This is a genomic window from Nostoc sp. WHI, assembly GCF_015714725.1.
Classification (GTDB): Bacteria; Cyanobacteriota; Cyanobacteriia; order Cyanobacteriales; family Nostocaceae; genus Nostoc.
In genome coordinates, this window is sequence record NZ_WBKM01000285.1 from 35,230 (window position 1) to 53,621 (window position 18,392).

The 18,392-nt window shown below is 39.6% G+C and carries 17 protein-coding genes; 10 read left to right on the forward strand and 7 right to left on the reverse strand.

Features of this window, described 5'->3' with window-relative positions:
- Positions 1–4 precede the first annotated feature (4 nt).
- Positions 5–682, reverse strand: a complete 678-nt coding sequence (locus tag F8S12_RS29065) for a cadmium resistance transporter (protein ID WP_196519742.1) — start codon at positions 680–682, stop codon at positions 5–7.
- A gap of 96 nt (positions 683–778) precedes the next feature.
- On the opposite strand from F8S12_RS29065, the gene F8S12_RS29070 reads away from it, so the two are divergent.
- The 3 genes from F8S12_RS29070 to F8S12_RS29080 all read left to right on the forward strand — a co-directional run bounded on the left by F8S12_RS29070 (position 779) and on the right by F8S12_RS29080 (position 3,159).
- Positions 779–1,438 (forward strand): cadmium resistance transporter, encoded by a 660-nt coding sequence (locus tag F8S12_RS29070; RefSeq protein WP_196519743.1) that lies wholly within the window; start codon positions 779–781, stop codon positions 1,436–1,438.
- A 395-nt stretch (positions 1,439–1,833) separates the two neighbouring features.
- Complete coding sequence (locus tag F8S12_RS29075) at positions 1,834–2,505, forward strand: cadmium resistance transporter (RefSeq protein ID WP_196519744.1); 672 nt, start codon at positions 1,834–1,836, stop codon at positions 2,503–2,505.
- 75 nt (positions 2,506–2,580) lie between these two features.
- The gene (locus F8S12_RS29080; protein ID WP_196519745.1) at positions 2,581–3,159 is read left to right on the forward strand and encodes a pentapeptide repeat-containing protein; all 579 of its coding nucleotides are present in this window, start codon (positions 2,581–2,583) and stop codon (positions 3,157–3,159) included.
- 101 nt (positions 3,160–3,260) lie between these two features.
- On the opposite strand, the gene F8S12_RS29085 is transcribed toward F8S12_RS29080, so the two are convergent.
- On the reverse strand, positions 3,261–4,052 hold the full coding sequence (locus F8S12_RS29085) for a sulfite exporter TauE/SafE family protein (RefSeq protein WP_196519746.1): 792 nt from the start codon (positions 4,050–4,052) through the stop codon (positions 3,261–3,263).
- Positions 4,053–4,438: 386 nt separating this feature from the next.
- Between F8S12_RS29085 and F8S12_RS29090 the strand changes: the two genes are divergently transcribed.
- Complete coding sequence (locus F8S12_RS29090; RefSeq protein ID WP_196519747.1) at positions 4,439–4,855, forward strand: hypothetical protein; 417 nt, start codon at positions 4,439–4,441, stop codon at positions 4,853–4,855.
- A 216-nt stretch (positions 4,856–5,071) separates the two neighbouring features.
- On the opposite strand, the gene F8S12_RS29095 is transcribed toward F8S12_RS29090, so the two are convergent.
- Positions 5,072–5,875, reverse strand: coding sequence for a prohibitin family protein (locus F8S12_RS29095; protein ID WP_196519748.1), 804 nt, complete (start codon positions 5,873–5,875; stop codon positions 5,072–5,074).
- 212 nt (positions 5,876–6,087) lie between these two features.
- Between F8S12_RS29095 and F8S12_RS29100 the strand changes: the two genes are divergently transcribed.
- The 3 genes from F8S12_RS29100 to F8S12_RS29110 all read left to right on the forward strand — a co-directional run bounded on the left by F8S12_RS29100 (position 6,088) and on the right by F8S12_RS29110 (position 10,872).
- The gene (locus F8S12_RS29100) at positions 6,088–6,564 is read left to right on the forward strand and encodes an NADAR family protein (RefSeq protein WP_196519749.1); all 477 of its coding nucleotides are present in this window, start codon (positions 6,088–6,090) and stop codon (positions 6,562–6,564) included.
- Positions 6,565–7,106: 542 nt separating this feature from the next.
- Positions 7,107–9,830, forward strand: coding sequence for a GAF domain-containing sensor histidine kinase (locus F8S12_RS29105; protein ID WP_196519750.1), 2,724 nt, complete (start codon positions 7,107–7,109; stop codon positions 9,828–9,830).
- A 271-nt stretch (positions 9,831–10,101) separates the two neighbouring features.
- Positions 10,102–10,872, forward strand: a complete 771-nt coding sequence (locus F8S12_RS29110) for a hypothetical protein (RefSeq protein ID WP_196519751.1) — start codon at positions 10,102–10,104, stop codon at positions 10,870–10,872.
- Positions 10,873–10,950: 78 nt separating this feature from the next.
- Here F8S12_RS29110 and F8S12_RS29115 read toward each other — a convergent pair whose 3' ends face one another.
- Positions 10,951–11,526 (reverse strand): Uma2 family endonuclease, encoded by a 576-nt coding sequence (locus tag F8S12_RS29115; protein WP_196519752.1) that lies wholly within the window; start codon positions 11,524–11,526, stop codon positions 10,951–10,953.
- A gap of 315 nt (positions 11,527–11,841) precedes the next feature.
- Positions 11,842–12,696 (reverse strand): phosphate/phosphite/phosphonate ABC transporter substrate-binding protein, encoded by an 855-nt coding sequence (locus F8S12_RS29120; protein ID WP_196519753.1) that lies wholly within the window; start codon positions 12,694–12,696, stop codon positions 11,842–11,844.
- A gap of 181 nt (positions 12,697–12,877) precedes the next feature.
- On the opposite strand from F8S12_RS29120, the gene F8S12_RS29125 reads away from it, so the two are divergent.
- Complete coding sequence (locus F8S12_RS29125; RefSeq protein ID WP_196519754.1) at positions 12,878–13,792, forward strand: c-type heme family protein; 915 nt, start codon at positions 12,878–12,880, stop codon at positions 13,790–13,792.
- 164 nt (positions 13,793–13,956) lie between these two features.
- On the opposite strand, the gene F8S12_RS29130 is transcribed toward F8S12_RS29125, so the two are convergent.
- Positions 13,957–15,318 carry a serine/threonine-protein kinase gene (locus F8S12_RS29130; RefSeq protein ID WP_196519755.1) on the reverse strand — a complete coding sequence of 454 codons (1,362 nt, stop codon included), beginning with the start codon at positions 15,316–15,318 and terminating at the stop codon, positions 13,957–13,959.
- Between the two features lie 339 nt (positions 15,319–15,657).
- Here F8S12_RS29130 and F8S12_RS29135 point away from each other — a divergent pair, with 339 nt between their 5' ends.
- The gene (locus tag F8S12_RS29135) at positions 15,658–15,912 is read left to right on the forward strand and encodes a hypothetical protein (RefSeq protein WP_196519756.1); all 255 of its coding nucleotides are present in this window, start codon (positions 15,658–15,660) and stop codon (positions 15,910–15,912) included.
- 3 nt (positions 15,913–15,915) lie between these two features.
- A complete protein-coding gene (gene mltA, locus F8S12_RS29140; protein WP_196519758.1) occupies positions 15,916–17,175 on the forward strand; it encodes a murein transglycosylase A in 1,260 nt (419 codons plus the stop codon).
- 99 nt (positions 17,176–17,274) lie between these two features.
- Here the strand turns inward: mltA and F8S12_RS29145 are convergent, their stop codons facing one another.
- Entirely contained in the window at positions 17,275–18,144 is an 870-nt protein-coding gene (locus F8S12_RS29145) for a DUF5895 domain-containing protein (protein WP_196519757.1), read from the reverse strand.
- Positions 18,145–18,392 lie beyond the last annotated feature (248 nt).

Sequence of the window (18,392 nt, forward strand, 5' to 3'; positions counted from 1 at the left end):
TCGCTTAACTATTTTTTTTCACTAAAATCGCTAAACAAACACAACTTGCTGCTAGTTTTATCAGGCTTAAAGCTTCAGTTGTTAAAATAATCAATCCTCCTAATATTATCAACACAAAAGGTAAAACATAACTACTATATCGGCTTAAAATATCTGCAACTTTTGCTTGATAAGTCAATTTATAAGCTAAATAACACCAAACTGCTATTAATATAAAAAATACTCCAATAATAATCAGAAACTTGCCTAAATTACTACTGGCAAATAATGGCACATAGACGCTAATATTATCACTTCCATTAGCGATAGTGATAGCTGCAACACTGTAAGTTTGTACGTTAAAAAGACTTGTGGTATTTGAATCTTGATATTCTGTTGTTGCAACTGCAACCTCTTGAGTTTCGTCTTCTTCTCGATTGATTAAACTGCTGATGCCCATTGCTATTGGTAGTAATCCTAGCAGTCCAATCCAATTGGGTGGTATGATTAACCCACCGAATAACCCAGGAAGACTGGCAATCACTAACACTGTAAAGCCTAAATATTGACCAGCAACAATGTGTCTATACCTGAAGTTAGAATTTATTTGCGAAAACAGCAGTAATAAAATAACGATATCATCAATATTAGTGGCAATGAAGGCTGAGACTCCAACCAAGAGTGTAGTAATTAACTCACTCATTTCAATATATCCTGATTTGGTTTTTAAGTACCTAACTATGATATGCAACTTTAAATTAGTATTTTATTAGTTAAGCTGTATTTCTGACAACCCCAAATGAGTAAAATTAGTACAACTATTGCTGAAGCAATTATTGCCTTTGCCGCCACCAATATTGACGACATTGTTATACTACTGCTATTTTTTTCACAGATAAATACTCAATTTCGCCGTCGGCATATTTTTGTCGGACAGTATCTTGGTTTTTCTGCCATCGTTGTTGCCAGTTTACCGGGTTTCTTTGGGAGTTTATTAGTACCAAGAGCCTGGATAGGATTATTGGGAATTTTGCCAATAGCAATTGGTATCAAGCAATTACTGAATCAAGAAACAGAAAATCCAGAAGTTCAGACTGTTACAACTAATTTAAAGCCCTTGACTAATAGTAATCCTGTATTAGCTTTTATCTTGAGTATTCTAAGTCCCCAAACTTATAAAGTCGCGGCAGTTACCTTTGCTAATGGGGGTGATAATATTGGCATCTATATTCCCCTATTCTCTGGTCAAAGTCTTACCAGCTTACTGGTAATGGTTATAGTTTTTCTGATTATGACAGGAGTTTGGTATTTTGTTGCTTACTTATTAGCTCGTCAAGCTACAATGGTCTATATTTTAACTCGTTATGGTCAAACTGCCGTACCATTTATATTGATTAGCTTAGGTTTGTACATTATGTATGAAAGGGGCACATTTGCCCTATTACCTTGGATAAAATAGATTTTCTGTTATCTATTAAGATTTCTAAATCAGTTTTTTTCCTCTGCAATTACTTAAATTCGCTTCAATATAAGGAACAATATTACCACTAAACAGAATTTTAAATAGCCCAAAAAGCTTTTACAACTATCCATAAATTTTGTTTATCGTTTTGAAAAGAAAGAATATTTGCTTTTATTGAGTCAAAGGAAATATACTGAGTTCAGACAAAGTTAAAGTATCTTACTGAGAAAAAAATCACTATTTGATTTAATAGCGATCGCCTCCATAACATCCAAAACTTATCTGTCTGCTGATGCTAGGCAAAACAGTGGAACAAACGCCTAATATGCCCTCACGTTAAAAATTAGAGAGGGACTAGAAAAACCAGAATTAAATCTTTGCGAGCAACAAACATGAGTTGGTTAATTGGTACTCTACTTATCGGAATTTCTGCTGCTATTGCAACTACCTTTGATGATAATTTGTATTTGACGGCATTCTTTGGCAAAGTTAATCATGCCTTTCGTCCCAAACACATTATTATCGGTGAATTTCTGGGATTCACTGCTTTGGTATTTGCTAGTCTTCCTGGTTTTTTCGGTGGTCTCATCATTCCACATACCTGGATTGGATTACTAGGTTTTCTTCCAATCGCCATTGGTATTAATCATCTCATGAGTCGAGAAAACGAGGAAGAGGCAGTACAAGCTGTATCAATTAACCTAAATCATGTAAAACATCAGCGCCAGAATAAATCGCTATTGGCGACTATCCGCGACCCTCAAACCTATCGCGTTTCTGCTGTCACCATTGCCAATGGAGGAAATAATATTGGTATCTACGTGCCGTTATTTGCTAGTAGCAATCTTCCAAGTTTAGGGGTAATTTTGTCTGTTTGCTACTTCACAGTTGGGCTGTGGTGTTTTCTATCTTACAACCTGACTCGTAATCCTCTAATGGCTACCGTTCTAGCTCGCTATGGTCGCAAAGTCTTTCCCTTGGTATTAATCTCGTTAGGATTATCCATTCTGATGAAGAGTGAAACCTATCTACTGTTACCTAGCATTGCAATGTTTTCTAATTAAGCGTAAAATCATCCACGTGCTTTGTTTTAATGTTTTGCTGTTGTTTTAACCACAAATAATCACAAGAAGAAACTAATGAATATACCTAATTCCAAAAAAATCACTTCCTGGATTTTAACTGCCGCATTTCTAGCGTTTGCAATGGTATTTTCTCTGCTTGACCAACCCAGCGCTCTAGCTCAACAAACATCATCGATACCTACCCAATCTACATCTGTTCCAGTAGCGTTAACTACGGAGTCGATAACAGCAAACGTTAGACATTTATTAGAAACCAATGAATGCGTCGGGTGCAATCTGAGTGGGGTATCCTTTGAGGATGCAAACCTACAAGCCGCTAACTTGGAGGGTGCAAACTTGCAAGATGCAAAATTAGAAAATGCTAATTTACAAGGAATAAACCTAAAATCAGCAAACTTGCAGGGAGTAGATTTAGGCAAAGCAAACATAGCACAAGCAAACCTGCAAGAAGCAAATCTCTTTGATGCTGACTTAGAAAAAGCTAACTTAGAAGGCGCAAATTTACAAGGAGCAAATCTGCAAAAAGCAGACTTGCAGAAAACAAATCTCACAAATGCGAATATAGAGGGAGCTAACTTGCAAGGGGCTGATTTTGAAGATGCAATCGGACTTGTTGGAATTACGATTCATTAACTAACAGTAGTAACGCACCTTTAAGACGAAGATGGGGCGTTACTACTTTTCTAATTTGCTTTTTTTGCCTCCTTCAATATTTAATATTCTCTAAAGATTCTCTAATAAACTAGCTTTAAGCTCACTATCATTAATATAAAGTAAATCATAAACCGCAATGGTTTTTGCGGTGCAACTTCGCAGATTTTTGCCCCTACTAATACCCCTGGTACTGAACCAAGCCATATCGGGAAAACTAAACTCCAATCAACTGTTCCCAAGGTGAGGTGTCCAAGGGCAGTAAATACTAATAGAATTGCTGCCTGGGAAATATCTGTACCAACTAACTTCTTTGCATCCAAGCGGAAAAATGCAATCAGTACTAAGGCAAACATTGAGCCGGAGGCGACGCTTGTTAGACCTACAACACAACCTAGAAATGCTCCTACACTTATCGTCTGCAAGCATCCTAGTTGAGTTGTTAAGTCAAATTTGGGAATTTCAGGTAATTGTAACTGTGGGAAGAAAGTCAACAGCAGCATTTGCACTAATGCCAAAACTGTAACCAACAAAATCGTTACACCCAACAAGTGGAGCATGATATTGTTCAAGCTCTGCTCTCCATTCTGTTTAATCAGGTGCAGTATTGCTACCCCAAACAGAGAACCAGGAACGCTTCCTAAAGCTAACCATTTTACCACCTCTACATCAAGGGTTTGTTGCTGCCAATGTTTGATACTACCAACGACTTTCATGAGTGTAGCAGCAACAACATCAGAACTTACTGCGATCGCAGGTGGTACTTGAAAAACAAAAATTAACATCGGTGTGATCAGAGAAGCCCCACCAATTCCTGTTAAGCCAACAACAATACCAACTATAAAGCTGAAGAGAGGCAACAATAAAAAGTCCATACTCCTGTCCTTAACCGGGGTTTTGTAAATACGGCTTTCTTTAGCTGAAACTAAAAGACTGGTTGTAAAGCCTTTGTGCAGCCCGTCTCACGAACTTCAACTTTTCACCAACGGCTTAAAAATTGCCTGCCTAATAAACACTAAATCCCATCGACTTACCGTATTTTAAACTTAAAAATAGTAAAAGTCCAGTTTGGTGTGGGTGTTACAAAAGCTCTGTATATCTTTACACGAACAAATCAGGATATTTCCTTAGAAAAGCCTTGCTAAAATTTATATCCACAGTGCTATTGGCTGGACATGCCTCTATTTAGGAGTTTATTTTCCTAGACTTTTATGACTTTTCGTTTTAAAATACGATAAATCGATAGAATTACTGCACTATCATGATTGACATCCAAAAAAGTGGTCAAGAGTTATTGCTGCCAACTACAGAAAATTCACCCAAAACACTATTGCAAAAGATTAGAGGTGGATTTTTCTTAGTTATTGGATATTTATTATCACCATTATGCTGGTGGAATGACTTGGTATTCAATTTACCAATTGCTTATTTATTTGGTTATATCTGTAGTCTTTTTGCTCCTAAATTAGTTACGCCTTGTGTCATTATCGCTTACTGGTTATCTAATATTATTGGTATTCTCTTGATGCAAGCGGGTGCAATAGATGTTTTACAAAAAGAACCCAAAGAGCGCAACTTAAAAAAAGAATTATTTACAGGTTTACTTTCTTCAACTTTGTATACCTTTTTAATTCTGGCATTAATCCAGTTTAAAATTATTGATACTCCTAATTTCTAGTCTGCTAGTTAAAAAAAACTCTGATTTTCGGTGACGTGTACTAAGTACAATATATTATTAATTCGTAGCTAATTAAATTAAGTAAAACTTCGCGTTACTCCGCGTTTACTTTGCGTTCCTCTGCGTTTAAAAACGTTACGATTTTACGCAAAGCTGTAGACGCTGGTTCATCCCATCTCTTGCAGGAATAGGCTTTACCACCGTCTTACTGTTCAATTATTTTAGTTTTAAAAGCTCACTCATATTTAAAAGTTTAGGAGCATCCTTAGTCATAATTAAAGGTAATTTACCATTCCATTTTTCTATTGCCTGTCTTTCTAAAATTTCATTAGTCAAACTATCATGTAGTAATCTGTTTACTTCTGCTTCTCCTTTAGCTAAATTGACCTTAGCCTCTGCTTCTTTTACCGCTTTCAATGCAACGAAATCTGCTCGTTTTGCATCTTGTTCTGCAATCTGTTTCGCCTCTACTGCTTCACCAAACTTAGGCGAAAACTTAACATTAACTAGTGAGATATCGTCAACTCCAAGATGATAGTTATGCAGCTTTGTTGTTAATAAATTATCAACTCCAGATTTTACCTCTCCTCTTTTCGTGACTATTTCTTCTGCTGTATACCTTGCCATAACTGCTTTTAAAACTTCTTCTACGGCAGGATTAATGATTTTTCCAACTACGTCTTTTTCATCACCAATATCTTGAAAAACCACATTGGCTTCTTCAGGTAGAATATGCCAGTTTAACGCCACATCTGTAAATATATCTTGCAAATCTTTAGAATAAGCTTCAGAAACAATGTCTTGTTTTTGAACCCTTACACTAATTTTTTTAACTGTATTAACAATAGGGATTATGATATGTATTCCCTCTTGCAACACTGTTTGTTGGACTCCGCCAAACTGCATTAATACGCCGCGTTCTCCAGCATTTATCACTACAAAAGGTGTCAGCAAAATTGTGATTAAAAATAAAAGTGCAGTTAATTTACCCGCACCATTTGTAAACTTGATTTGTTTCATATTTAGCAAGATAATTGTTATCCTGTGAAGTTTTTTAATAAATATTTCTTTATACTACATTAAATTGATAGGAATAAGCTAGTTAACAACTAAGAGCAAACTTTTATATCCAGTTCTGAAAGCGAGCATAATAGGTAACTCCCATGCTTAGGTTAACGAGAGGTCAAGTACTCAGCTAGAGTAAAGTTGATATATAAAAAAGCAATTTTCAAATGACCATTGACTTTTATAAGGTTTCGCAGCCTTATGGCTGTTTTTCTAACTTTTCTCTTCACGGAATCCACATCCAGGGTACTTACTGGCCAACAGTTGAGCATTATTATCAAGCGCAAAAGTTTGTAGGCGGCACAGATGCAGTAATTATACCCCTCATTCACGCCGCAACCACACCAGAAGAAGCTGCCGCTTTGGGAAGATGTAGTACTCGTCAACTCCGTCGAGACTGGGATTTGGTCAAAATTCAAGTTATGCGAGAAGCTGTACTCAAAAAGTTTCTCACTCATGCTGATATTAGAGAAGTTCTCTTGACGACAGGCGATGAGATGTTGGTTGAGAATTCTCCAACCGATTATTTTTGGGGCTGTGGTGCTAATAAAACTGGTCAAAACCATCTCGGTAAAGTCCTCATAAGTGTGCGTGAAGAAATCCGTAATTACACTATCTTTAACGGTAATTTACGACTAATTTAATCAAAATAGTCACATTCAACATAAAATCAGTAATTAGACGGGGAATAGTAAAATTCCCTAGTCAAAAACCTTTAAACAAATCGCCAATAATTAGCTACTTTTTTGAAAAAATCTTAATTAGTTTGACTTGATGCAAACAAATGGTAAAAAAATATTATTAATTCAATGCAATTATTCAGGCATCGATTTGAGTGATATTACTGCAATATTTTAATAACTGCGAGTATAAGATTAATAAATGTGAATGATTAAAATTTTATTAATTGTAGACCTGAGAGGATGTTAGAAAGTCTTTGATGATACACCAAATGCTTTAATATCTGCCTAAGTGAAAGGTATTGGATAACAAATATGTACCACTTGAGGGTGGGGTTTTTACCGACTTCAAAGAAGAACAATTCTACCCACAAAGGTTAGAGTTTGTACCAAAATCTCCCTAGTACCCAATCTCTTTTATAAAAATCAAGGGATAGTAAGTTAAAAATTTTGATTAAAGGCAATTATAAAAAATTATTATACTTCAGTCCTGGTGTACATAAGCAATGACATTTACCGATAAAGCAAACGGGTTGCAGCAAAGATTAGACCAAGAAAGTTTACTGCACAGGATGACAAAACAGATCAGGCGATCGCTCGATCTCCAAGAAATATTAACGACTACCGTTACTGAAGTGCGTTTATTTTTGGGTGCAGATCGGGTGAAAGTGTATCGGTTTAATGCTGATGGTAGTGGTGAAGTCATAGCTGAATCTATCCATGAGCAGCGTTTGCCATCCTTATTGGGGTTACGTTTCCCAGTTGATGATATTCCAGAAGCCGCCAGAGAGATGTTTGTGTTAGTGGGGCAACGTTCGATTGTGGATGTGACAAACGGGAAGATTGGGCTATCGCCTCTACAGTCAAAGGAAACTGGCAAACGTCTACAAACTAATATCTACTATCGGCAGGTAGACCCGTGCCATATTCAATACCTAAAGACAATGGGTGTGCAGTCTTCTTTAGTAGTGCCAATTTTACATTACGACCTACAAGAACAATCAGCCAAGCCTAAATTGTGGGGATTGTTGGTGTCTCACCAGAGTGAAGCGCGAAAGATTTTGAAGCGGGAACTACAAGTAATGCAACAAGTTGCTGACCAGGTAACGATCGCGATCGCTCAAAGTAATCTACTTACCGAAGCCCGTGCCAAACAAGAGCGAGAAGCTACGATTAACCGAGTCACCACACTATTACACAAACTGCCAACAATTCAATTACAGGGGGCGCTAGAAGAAGTTATTACCGCCTTAAATGGAGTAGGTGGCAGGCTTTATATTGAAGAGAGTCGAAAATTATACACTTGGGGCGACCAGCCGAAACTGCCCCATGAGTTAGAAAATAATGTGATCGAACAGCATCCCATCTGGCAAAACTGGATAGCTGAGTGTAAACCAGGTAATATTTTGGCAACTGCTGACCTCTACAAAGAAGCGCCTTTGCGAGTTTTGGCTTTATGGTTCCAATCTACTCAAATTCGAGGACTTCTGGTAATTCCCCTACATTACCGCGAAAAATTTATCGGTGTATTAAGCATTTTTCGCTGCGAATTTGACACGGAAGTTTTATGGGCGGGACGGTGTGATGAGAATCGCAGACAACTAGCACCTCAACTCTCCTTTGAGGTTTGGCGAGAGCAAAAAAAGGGACAAGCGTCTGAGTGGAAACCGGAAGAAATCTCATTGGCGCAAGCCTTGTACGATCATTTCTCAATGGCAATTGAGCAGCATCAAATGTATAAACAAGTAAAGGCGCTGAATGCTAACCTAGAAGTTCGGGTGCAAGAACAAACAGCTGAACTCGAAAAATCATTACTGCTTACCAAGGGACTCAAGCAAGTTACAGAGCATATCCGCTCTACATTAGACTTGCAGACAACTCTGCAATCCATCGTTCGGGAAATACGTCCCCTGCTAAATTCAGACCGGGTGCTGATTTTCCAACTGAAGAGTAAATCGGTGATTGTAGAAGAGATTAATGGCAATTGGCAGTCAGTTTTGGGAGTGATTGCACCATCAGAATGTTTTCCTGATGAGTATAGCCATCTAAACTTTCAGGGCAGGGTACGGGCAATTAACAACGTTTCAACCGCTTCTTTAAGTGATTGTCATCGAGAGTTTTTGCAGAATCTCCAAGTGCAAGCAAACTTAATCGTTCCGATTAATATAGGTATGGAACTATGGGGATTACTAATTGCTCATGAGTGCGAAACTCCCAGAACTTGGCAGGATGCAGAAATTGATTTATTGCAACAGCTAGGAGATCAGGCTGCGATCGCTATTCAACAAGCACAACTCTACGAACAAACCTGTAATGCCGAAACTGAAGCCAGAAATCAAGCTACACAGTTAGAATATACCCTACATGAACTCCAAGAAACACAGGCAAGATTAATTCAGACCGAAAAAATGTCTGGCTTAGGACAGTTGATAGCAGGTATTGCACACGAAATCAACAACCCGGTTAACTTTATCTATGGTAATCTGTGCCACGCTAGTGGCTACACCAAACAACTGCTGGAAATTTTACGCCTCTACCAGTTACATTATCCTCACCCTCATAGTGAAATTCACACCGCAATCAAAGCGATGGATTTTGATTTTTTGGTAGAAGACCTCCCGAAAATCATGACCTCAATGCAAATAGGAACCGAACGCATCTGCTCAATAGTGCTGTCATTACGAAATTTTTCTCGTTTGGATGAGGCTGAGAACAAGCGCGTTGACCTGCATGAAGGCATTGACAACACCTTATTAATTTTGCAACATCGGCTGAAAGGAAATGCTGAATTTCCACGCATTGAGGTAATTAAAGACTATGGCAACATCCCACAGATAGAATGTTATGCCGGCCAAATGAATCAGGTATTCATGAATATTCTCAGCAATGCTATAGATGCCCTGGTAATGGGGAATGGGGGTAAGGAGAATAACCCATGCCCAATACCCACTATCCACATTTCTACTAAAGTCTCAGTAGACAACGCTCGTCTGTTAATTCGGATTAGTGACAATGGGCCTGGAATGACTCAAGAGGTGAAAAAGCGAATTTTTGACCCGTTTTACACTACCAAACCTGTGGGGAAAGGTACAGGATTGGGACTGGCAATTAGCTATCAGATTATTGTCGAAAAACATGGTGGAATAATGGATTGCATTTCAGAACCTGGCAAAGGTACAGAGTTCTGGATTGAGATTCCCCTCAAGCCTCCAGCTAAAATAGTTAACTAGAGATGCCCCAATACGGTTCGGTTAGCTTGTTTATCGAGGGAAGATCCCCCCAACCCCCCTTAAAAAGGGGGGCTATTTTCCTCTTTTACCCCTTTTTTAAGGGGGTCGCCACAGGCGGGGGGATCTTTCTAATCCGAACCGTATTGAGAGATGCTCCATGCTACGGCTTTGAATGCGTTGTTGTATTTTAAAGAAAAGTCCGAAATAGGGACTACTCTGGGTGTAAGATTATACGAAGTTGAATAGCGAGAAACAGTTGAAATAGCGCCTTATGTCAATAATTGCGCTCAGAGCGTGGTATCTACAGGATTACGAGCCGATTCCAGAACTGGAAAAACGTCCGCCAGACATTCGCTTAAGCAAAAAGAGCCTACTGAGATCAGCATTGCGAGCGGACTTTTTGGAAGAAACTGACGAAGTTAAGAAATCAACTTGGTTTGGCCGCTATCTGGAAGGGGAAAATATTGAATTTTATATTGAAGGTAGTGGTGGCTATTGCGTAGCTAACATTGATTTAATCAGTCATGAAATTTATTTTATCAAACAAGCACTGTTGGCTCAGTTAGAACCAACGATTTTTTTATCCTATCAAACTGAGTATGCCGCAGCGACTAATGTTCTGAGAGAAGAACTGCGAAAAAGTTTGGACACTTTAAATTTGCGATCGCGTCTTCCCCTAACATTAGTAGAATCCTCTCGTCCCAGTGGTGCTGCTGTACGAATTAACCGCACAATTATGCGAAAAATTCGTAAGAGTTTGTTATTCATAGCCGACACCACACCCATTGCTAGTATTGACGGTAAGGAAACCCCCCAACTAATTCCTAGCCCGAATGTCTGTATTGAAATTGGCTATGCTATCCAAAGTAAACGATCTGAACAGATTCTATTAGCGCAAATGCAACGCCCAGACTTTGAAGGGGAATTTCCCTTCGACTTACCCACGCAGCAAATTTTGCAATTCCAAGACAGTACAGAACTGAATGAAATCCTGACAGGGACGATTCAAAACCAGTTAGCACGATTCAAATTGTTTTTTTGAGCAAAGATAATACAAAATGAAAAAAGGCAGGAGGCACGATACTATTCCAAGCAAATTTGGTTTGGAAGAAGAATTTTTCTATGATGGTTCTTTGTGTCTTTTTGCTACGCTTATGAGGCGCTCAACTTGGACGGATACATCAGGAAAGGCTAGAGGTGAAATAGTACCTGTGGTTAGTGTCAGTTCGGTTTTGTATTCCCCATTTTCTGGGTCGCGAAATACTTTTAACTGCGGAGTCTTCAGGTTAACAACCCAGTATTCAACAATACCAGCCTCAGCGTAGATATCTTTTTTCTCACCTAAATCTTTGCTCAGTGTAGCTTTGGAGAATTCAATAACCCAGAAAATATCTTCTGGGTAAGGATGGTGTTCTAAGTAGACCTCACCTAAAGGTTTGACAATTGCAACATCGGGAGCAGGTTCGGAATCGTTGGGTAAGGTAATTGGTTTGGCATCGCGGATTTTTACCCGTTTACCGAGCAGTGTGCGAAGATAATCAGCTGATTCTGTATTGTAGTAAGCATGAGGTTCTCGTTCTGGGGACATAACAATGAGGTCGCCGCGCAATAGTTCAATGGGCTGATCGTCAAAGATGCCTGCTTCTATTGCTCGGTGATAACGTTTAATTGTCCATTTATAGGTAGTTACGGTCATAACCCTTATTTAGCCTTTTTTCTACCAATTAGACAAGAGGTTTAGTTTGATTTTAGAATGAGGCACTGGTTACCTCTGAATATTACAAAACTTTTAGAATTTTCTAATATTACAGAATGGAATGGGAAAAAGCTTAAATAAAGAACGAGAAGAGGAAATTAGATGCCTTTAGGTAAAGGGTAAGGCTATAAGACTATGATTTGATTTCTGAAAAAACTCCGTACAGATCAAAGAGCATTCTTTCCCGTTGCCTCTTGCCTCTTGCCTGCCTACCCAGATAAGTTCAAAAATCAAATCGGATTGCTATATGTGAGATTAAAATAACTGAATAGGCTTTTTTTGCAGCTTGGAACTAATTGAGTTTACCCGATCAACCACAGAAATCATGTATTTATAATCTGGCACTTGTCCATTGGGTACATATCCCACTTCTTGAGCTAAACCTGAAGGCGAATCACTCATCACTTTGCGGATGAACTCTTGACGGTTACGTTCTACATCTGGCCCAATCAAGATTACACCCAGTGGTACATAATGAGGGTCTTTAAATAGTATGCGAAATTCAGTCGGGCTAAACTGTGAACCGTAGAGACTAAATTCAGCCTCCGAGATGGCACAGGCGATCGCTTTGCCTTGAGCAACCAATTCCAGTGCCGCTTTAGGTGTGGGTGCAAACAGGATATCAGCCAATGTTATACCATAAAGATTGTAAAGAGGAAAATAATATCCTGTTGCTGAACCTAACTGGCCTAAAGCCACTGTTTGACCTTGTAGCTGTTTCAAATCGGTTATTGGGTTGTCTTTGCGAACAACGAAGATTGAACGCAAATTACTAATACCTATTAAAGGAAATAAAGGAACATATTGGTAGCGGGCGATCGCGATCGCTGCTAAACCTGGCGGAGCAAATACCAATGACCAAGCACGAGCTTTAAGGCGCTCAACGGCTTTGTTTTCATTAAAAGCAGGCTCTAGCTGAATATATGCCTTTGTCTTTTCACCCAAGTAACTATTGAATTTAGCATACTGGTTAATTATCTGTTCGCCTCCACCATAGTTGAGAACACCAACAGTTAACGTACCCTCAAACTTTCGTGGTGATTGGCAACCAGCAAATGTCAAACCTAACAGATGAAACAGAAATAAACGCCGGGGAAATCGCAAAAACATCACTAATTATGGTTAAGAAAATAACTTGACCTTCAAGACTAATTTAGATAAATTTGACTGCTGCTTAAATGGGTTATATTACAGCATAAAATTAATATTTATTTAAATATTGTTGAGATGCTTTCTAACAGGTATAAATAAATATTAGACAAACTCATATACCACCTTCGTTGCTTAGGTTATGTTAAACAACATTACGTTAAAAAACTTAAAAATAGGTGCTAAATTTAACTTACTTTTAATATTAGTTTTCATAGTCAGTATTTTGGGAAGTGGCGTTGCCTTATCTAGTGTACTTCAGGGGAGAGCGCAAAATGAAGTGGCATCTCAAGCACAGATTCTTATCCAAATGGTGAACGCAGTTAGAGATTATACACAAAATCGAATAGATCCCCTGTTAGCACCTAGACTAGATACTAACCCAACATTCATGCCTGAAATAGTACCAACTTTTTCCTCTAAAGAGGTTTTTGAGAATTTTCGTAAAAAGGCTGAATATAAAAACTTTTTCCATAAAGATGCAACACTGAATCCAACTAATTTAGTGGATAAAGCTGATAATTTTGAAACTCAACTTGTAGAGCGTTTTCGCAACGACTCCAAAACTCTAGAAATTACTGGCTTTCGTAACTTGCCAGAAGGCGAAGTATTTTACATTGCGCGACCCCTAAAGATTACACAACAGAAATGTCTGCGATGTCATTCTACACCAGATCAGGCTCCTAAAAGTCAGTTGGCAACTTATGGCTCGGAAAATGGTTTTGGCTGGCAACTCAATCAGATTGTTTCTGCCCAAATAATCTCTGTTCCTTCTGAAGATATTTTTGCCAATGCCAAGCGGACTTGGATATTGATAATGATACTTTTAATTACTATCTTTGCGATCGTAGTTTTTTTAATTAACTTTTTAATCACAAAATATGTGATTCAGCGCATCAGAAGAATAGAGAAAATAGCCCAAAAAGTTAGCATTGGTGATATGAACGCCGATTTTGAAGAAAGTTCTAATGATGAAATTGGTGGGTTAGCACAAGCATTTAATCGGATGAAAGCTAGCTTAAAAATAGCTATGGACATGCTGAATAACCAAAGCTAAATAATTCGTAAGTTGTGGATAGAAAAATGCGGCGTTGCTGATTGACGGGATGAATTTTGTTTCGCGCAAAGGCGCAAAGACGCAAAGAATCAATCTTTAGCCTTAGTCAAAAATCTCAATTCATCCCGCATTTATGCAACGCCAAAAATGCAATATTGAAAAAATCAAGAGAGTAGGCGTTGCTGAAATTGCAAAGCTTTTTGAGCTTCGGGAATTTGTGATGCTAAAACTTTCACAAGTTCTGCACGAGAAATTTGCCCAGAAGACCTGACAGCTTTTTGGACTAATAACTTAGCTATTGGGCCAATTAAATCAGCCAACTCTCTCTCGCACTGATGCACAAAGCTGTCGCTGATTCCTTGAAGTTCTTGGCTTGTTAAATTATTTGTATTAATTTCAGACTTAACAATAACCTTCTGTAGTAAGGTAGGTTTTTCTAGTAGGAACGTTGTTTTTTTCTGAAAATCAATTTGTTGATTTCCTCGAAGATGAAGAGCCAATTGACTAATTAATTCTTCGCAGCTGGTCGCTGATTCAGTAACTTGTCGTAGTAATCTTGAGGCGACGGGACCGACAAATTCCAAGAGAATCTTTTCCAAGCGGTTGTAATTTTCTGGAGACAGGATAGAAGCAGTTTGTTGAGAAAGTGAAGCTTGAAGCGGTTGTGTAGAAAATGGTGGTTGAGGTAATTTTGCTTCTACTTTGGTATCCAAATGCTTAAGCATCTGTAGAACCTCAGCCGCAGACTGATAGCGCTGTTTAAAGTGGTGTAACACCATTTTAGATAACACAGATGCCAACTCAGAACTGATGTTAGTTTGATGTTGCCAAGAAATTTCTCCTGTGTCTGGATCTTCCTCAAAGTTTATCGGATGTAACCCTGTCAGCGATTGGATACTAATAATACCCAAGGAATAAATATCGCTGTTGGGGCGGGGCTTACCTTGTCCCTGTTCTGTAGACATATATCCTGGGGTGCCAATGATAATAGTAGCCCCTGTGTGTCCTGCAACTGTAAGCAGTTGAGTTTGGACTTGTTTAACTGCGCCAAAGTCAATTAGCACTAACTTGCCGTCTTGTTGCCGCCTGATTATATTGTCCGGCTTAATATCTCGATGAATAACATTGTGGCTATGAATAAATTGCAGAACACCCAACACCTGTTGGAGGAGTTGAATAACTTGCTCTTCTGTCCAAGCTTGATTGGGGAACAGTTCTGCTTTCAGAGTATGCCCTTCAATGAATTCTTGCACCAAGAAGAACTCTTGGTTATCTTCAAAATAGGCTAAAAGCCGAGGGATTTGATCATGGTTTCCCAGTTTTTCTAATGTTTCTGCCTCACTGGTAAATAGCCGTCTAGCAGTTTCGAGAAATTCAGGGCTACGAGTGACGGGCTTTAGGTGTTTGACAACGCACTTGGGGAAACCTGGACGATGGGTATCTTGGGCTATGTAGGTTTGACCGAATCCACCTCCACCTAAGACTTGGAGGACTTGGTAACGTCCGTCTAATAAATGTCCTAACATTGTATTACTTGCCTAAGTCCTCAAATTAATCTTGGCACAACTACTAGCTTTGGCAAGGTTTATTGAGAAAGAAAGTGTTTTCTGAGGATTGTACTAGAAGTTCATGACTTTCTCGACTCCAGATCGGCTTGCTGCCATATTATAAATCGGCAGTGCTGCAACTTTAGTCAATTTACACTTTTTCAGGAACTGGTTAAAAGATTAGGCGTCTAGGGTAAAGAATTATTAGGCAATTGGGCATTTGTTGCACCTTGCCCTCACCTCCCGTATGCTTACCCTTTTCATTCGGGGGTTACGTGGTTAACAATGGGTTGAATGTTTTTCAAATGATTCAACCTTATGCCTAGAACTGCAAATGAATATGCCGTATACCTCCTACTGGAAAGCGGTCATCGGGAAGAAATACGTTTTCCGACTATTCAAGAGTTTCAGAAGTGGTATAGTGGCGAACTTGTGCCAAAATCTGCTTCCAATGACTTTATTAGTGTGCCGATCAAAAATATTCAAGGGGAATATATGGTAGTACGCCCTTCTCGGATCGTGGCAATCCGGGTAGAACCGGTTTTTAGTTCCAGTGTTGAAAGATTCAACTAAATGATAAGAAAAACCCTTGCTTTGCTTTCCTTGAGTCTGGGAATTGCCCTTGTAAACCCTCTCTGGGCAGCTATTGCTCAGGTTCCCAATTTACTGCCCTCACCAGTACCCACAACTCGTGATCTACCGCCTCTGCCAATACCAACAACTTCTGAGGTAACGCCGCCGCTAAAACCAATCGCCATAGGAAGCTATTGTACGCTCCGGCAGACTTGCTTGGGTTGGGATGACCAAATTTGGGGTCAAAGAGGTAAAACAGGCGATCGCAACGCGCTGTTGGCTTCAATTGATAACAGTCTGCGTTACCTAAGAAAGAGTGAGGCGATCGCAGCGTATCAAAATTATCCCATCAAAGAAATCACCCTTGATCGCGTCCGCCAGAGTTTGCTGCGTTTCCGCCAACTAGTTGTCAGTTCCAAGTCAGCAGCGCAACTACAAGCTGCTGTCCGCCGTGAGTTTGTCTTCTACCAATCCGTGGGCAACGATGGCAAGGGTACTGTTAAGTTCACTGCTTACTACGAACCTGTTTACACTGCTAGCCGTGTCAGGACTTCAATATACAAGTATCCCCTTTATCGGCTACCACCGGATTTCAGCCAATGGACTAAACCCCACCCAAAACGAATTGATTTGGAAGGGAAGGATGGTTTACAAGGAAATAAGACTCAGTTGCGCGGTTTAGAACTGCTTTGGTTTCGCGATCGCTTAGACGCATACATGGTACATATCCAAGGTTCTGCCCAAATTAAGTTAACTAATGGCAGAACAACGTCAGTTGGCTATGCAGGTGGAACTGATTACCCTTGGACTAGTATCGGCAAAGAACTAGCGAAAGATGGCAAACTGCCACTGTCAGGTTTGACAATGCCACGTCTGATTAGTTATTTCCGGGGAAACCCGCAGGAGTTGAGCAATTATCTGCCACGCTGGGAACGATTTATTTTCTTCCAAGAAACAAGCGGTAGACCAGCTACAGGCAGTATTCATGTACCAGTGACAGCAGAGCGTTCCATTGCTACAGATAAGTCTCTCATGCCACCGGGAGCGCTAGCGCTGATTTACAACTCATTTCCCTATCCTGCCCCTCGTGGCAAGCTAGAGAACCGTACTGTCAGCCGCTTTGTGCTTGATCAGGATACAGGAAGCGCCATCAAAGGGCCAGGACGGGTGGATTATTTTATCGGTTCTGGTAAACTAGCAGGCGATCGCGCTGGCATCACAGGCGGCAATGGTTCACTATATTATTTATTGCTCAAAGAATAGGTATTGGGGCAAAACAGTTCCGAGTTCCGAGTTTTGAGTTCCGAGTAAAGAAGTAAGATTCCCCACTCAGCACTCAGCACTGGGAACTCAGCACTCTCCTTAATACGGCGGATAAGCAAAATCATCTTCATCAGCGTAAACATAAGAGTTGGAAACTCCTGCCGTTGCCAATTTAGGCGTTTCAACTTTTACAGGTTCCTTGCCAAAATCTTTGTATTCTTCAAAAGTCTTACAAATCATTGCAGACTCAAGAGAATCTGAAGCAATTAGGTATTCTGTTAAAGTCCCTACCGTCGGATGTTTGTAATCTACAGTTGAAGCTACCAGAACTGTATTTGGTTCAATACCTCTTTCTTCACACTCAATTATGGGGCAAAAAATCCCGTGAGCGTGGAACAAAGGGCCTTTTGGTGTCAAGGGCTGTTTGCGGTAGACAGCATAAGCTTTTTCTAATTCAGCAACGAATCCACTAACTACTTTACCTTGTTGGTATTCGCAGTAGGTTTTACTGAAACTTGCTCCAGCCGCACCATTAAGAGTTAGTTGTAATGGTGATTCATGTAAAAACTTTTTATTCTCTCCCACTATAAAAATTAGATAGCGAGTAAAGGTTTTAAATTTAAGTTTGTCTGCTAAAAAAGCATCATAATTCTCTTTGAGCGTACCCAGTTTTAAACCACTTTCCCGGTCTTTAACAGACAATGGCCCCCGACGCACTATAACTATGTGTGGAGTAGTGGTAATAAAGACCGTTTCGACTTCAGAGCTAAATTCATGCTCTACCTGCTGCCAATTATCATCTGGTACAAAGCCGACAGCATTGGCATTATCCACCTTAATCGCCAAACCGTGGGATTGTATGCCATCTGTGCCATACCGAGGATTAATCATCTGACACCAGGGGATGACTTGAGAAGGCGGTGCATTGAATTTCTCGTCTTCAAAGTCGAAATTAGCAGATGCTTTCATCGTTTTAGGCTATCAAAGTGTTTTATTTAACAAGTTTATCGGCAGGAGTGCGAATGTGCCGTCAAACTGGTGTAGTCGTTTTTCCAGAGTAAGACAGAATCAATCTATGTTGCAATCTCTGTTTCGTTTTGTAACAACAGATCCTCATTGAAACAGTGCTAGGCACTCAGCACTAGCGATGTCAAGGTGAGTTTTGTGTTCATTACTAACTCTGAACTCGGAAGTTGAGCCTTTGAACTCGGAAGTTG

What these genes read in the sequence shown, in the direction of transcription:
- F8S12_RS29065 (WP_196519742.1), bottom strand. Translation starts at nt 682, where the DNA reads ATGAGTGAGTTAATTACTACACTCTTGGTTGGAGTCTCAGCCTTCATT.
- F8S12_RS29070 (WP_196519743.1), top strand. Translation starts at nt 779, where the DNA reads ATGAGTAAAATTAGTACAACTATTGCTGAAGCAATTATTGCCTTTGCC.
- F8S12_RS29075 (WP_196519744.1), top strand. Translation starts at nt 1,834, where the DNA reads ATGAGTTGGTTAATTGGTACTCTACTTATCGGAATTTCTGCTGCTATT.
- F8S12_RS29080 (WP_196519745.1), top strand. Translation starts at nt 2,581, where the DNA reads ATGAATATACCTAATTCCAAAAAAATCACTTCCTGGATTTTAACTGCC.
- F8S12_RS29085 (WP_196519746.1), bottom strand. Translation starts at nt 4,052, where the DNA reads ATGGACTTTTTATTGTTGCCTCTCTTCAGCTTTATAGTTGGTATTGTT.
- F8S12_RS29090 (WP_196519747.1), top strand. Translation starts at nt 4,439, where the DNA reads ATGATTGACATCCAAAAAAGTGGTCAAGAGTTATTGCTGCCAACTACA.
- F8S12_RS29095 (WP_196519748.1), bottom strand. Translation starts at nt 5,875, where the DNA reads ATGAAACAAATCAAGTTTACAAATGGTGCGGGTAAATTAACTGCACTT.
- F8S12_RS29100 (WP_196519749.1), top strand. Translation starts at nt 6,088, where the DNA reads ATGACCATTGACTTTTATAAGGTTTCGCAGCCTTATGGCTGTTTTTCT.
- F8S12_RS29105 (WP_196519750.1), top strand. Translation starts at nt 7,107, where the DNA reads ATGACATTTACCGATAAAGCAAACGGGTTGCAGCAAAGATTAGACCAA.
- F8S12_RS29110 (WP_196519751.1), top strand. Translation starts at nt 10,102, where the DNA reads ATGTCAATAATTGCGCTCAGAGCGTGGTATCTACAGGATTACGAGCCG.
- F8S12_RS29115 (WP_196519752.1), bottom strand. Translation starts at nt 11,526, where the DNA reads ATGACCGTAACTACCTATAAATGGACAATTAAACGTTATCACCGAGCA.
- F8S12_RS29120 (WP_196519753.1), bottom strand. Translation starts at nt 12,696, where the DNA reads ATGTTTTTGCGATTTCCCCGGCGTTTATTTCTGTTTCATCTGTTAGGT.
- F8S12_RS29125 (WP_196519754.1), top strand. Translation starts at nt 12,878, where the DNA reads ATGTTAAACAACATTACGTTAAAAAACTTAAAAATAGGTGCTAAATTT.
- F8S12_RS29130 (WP_196519755.1), bottom strand. Translation starts at nt 15,318, where the DNA reads ATGTTAGGACATTTATTAGACGGACGTTACCAAGTCCTCCAAGTCTTA.
- F8S12_RS29135 (WP_196519756.1), top strand. Translation starts at nt 15,658, where the DNA reads ATGCCTAGAACTGCAAATGAATATGCCGTATACCTCCTACTGGAAAGC.
- F8S12_RS29145 (WP_196519757.1), bottom strand. Translation starts at nt 18,144, where the DNA reads ATGAAAGCATCTGCTAATTTCGACTTTGAAGACGAGAAATTCAATGCA.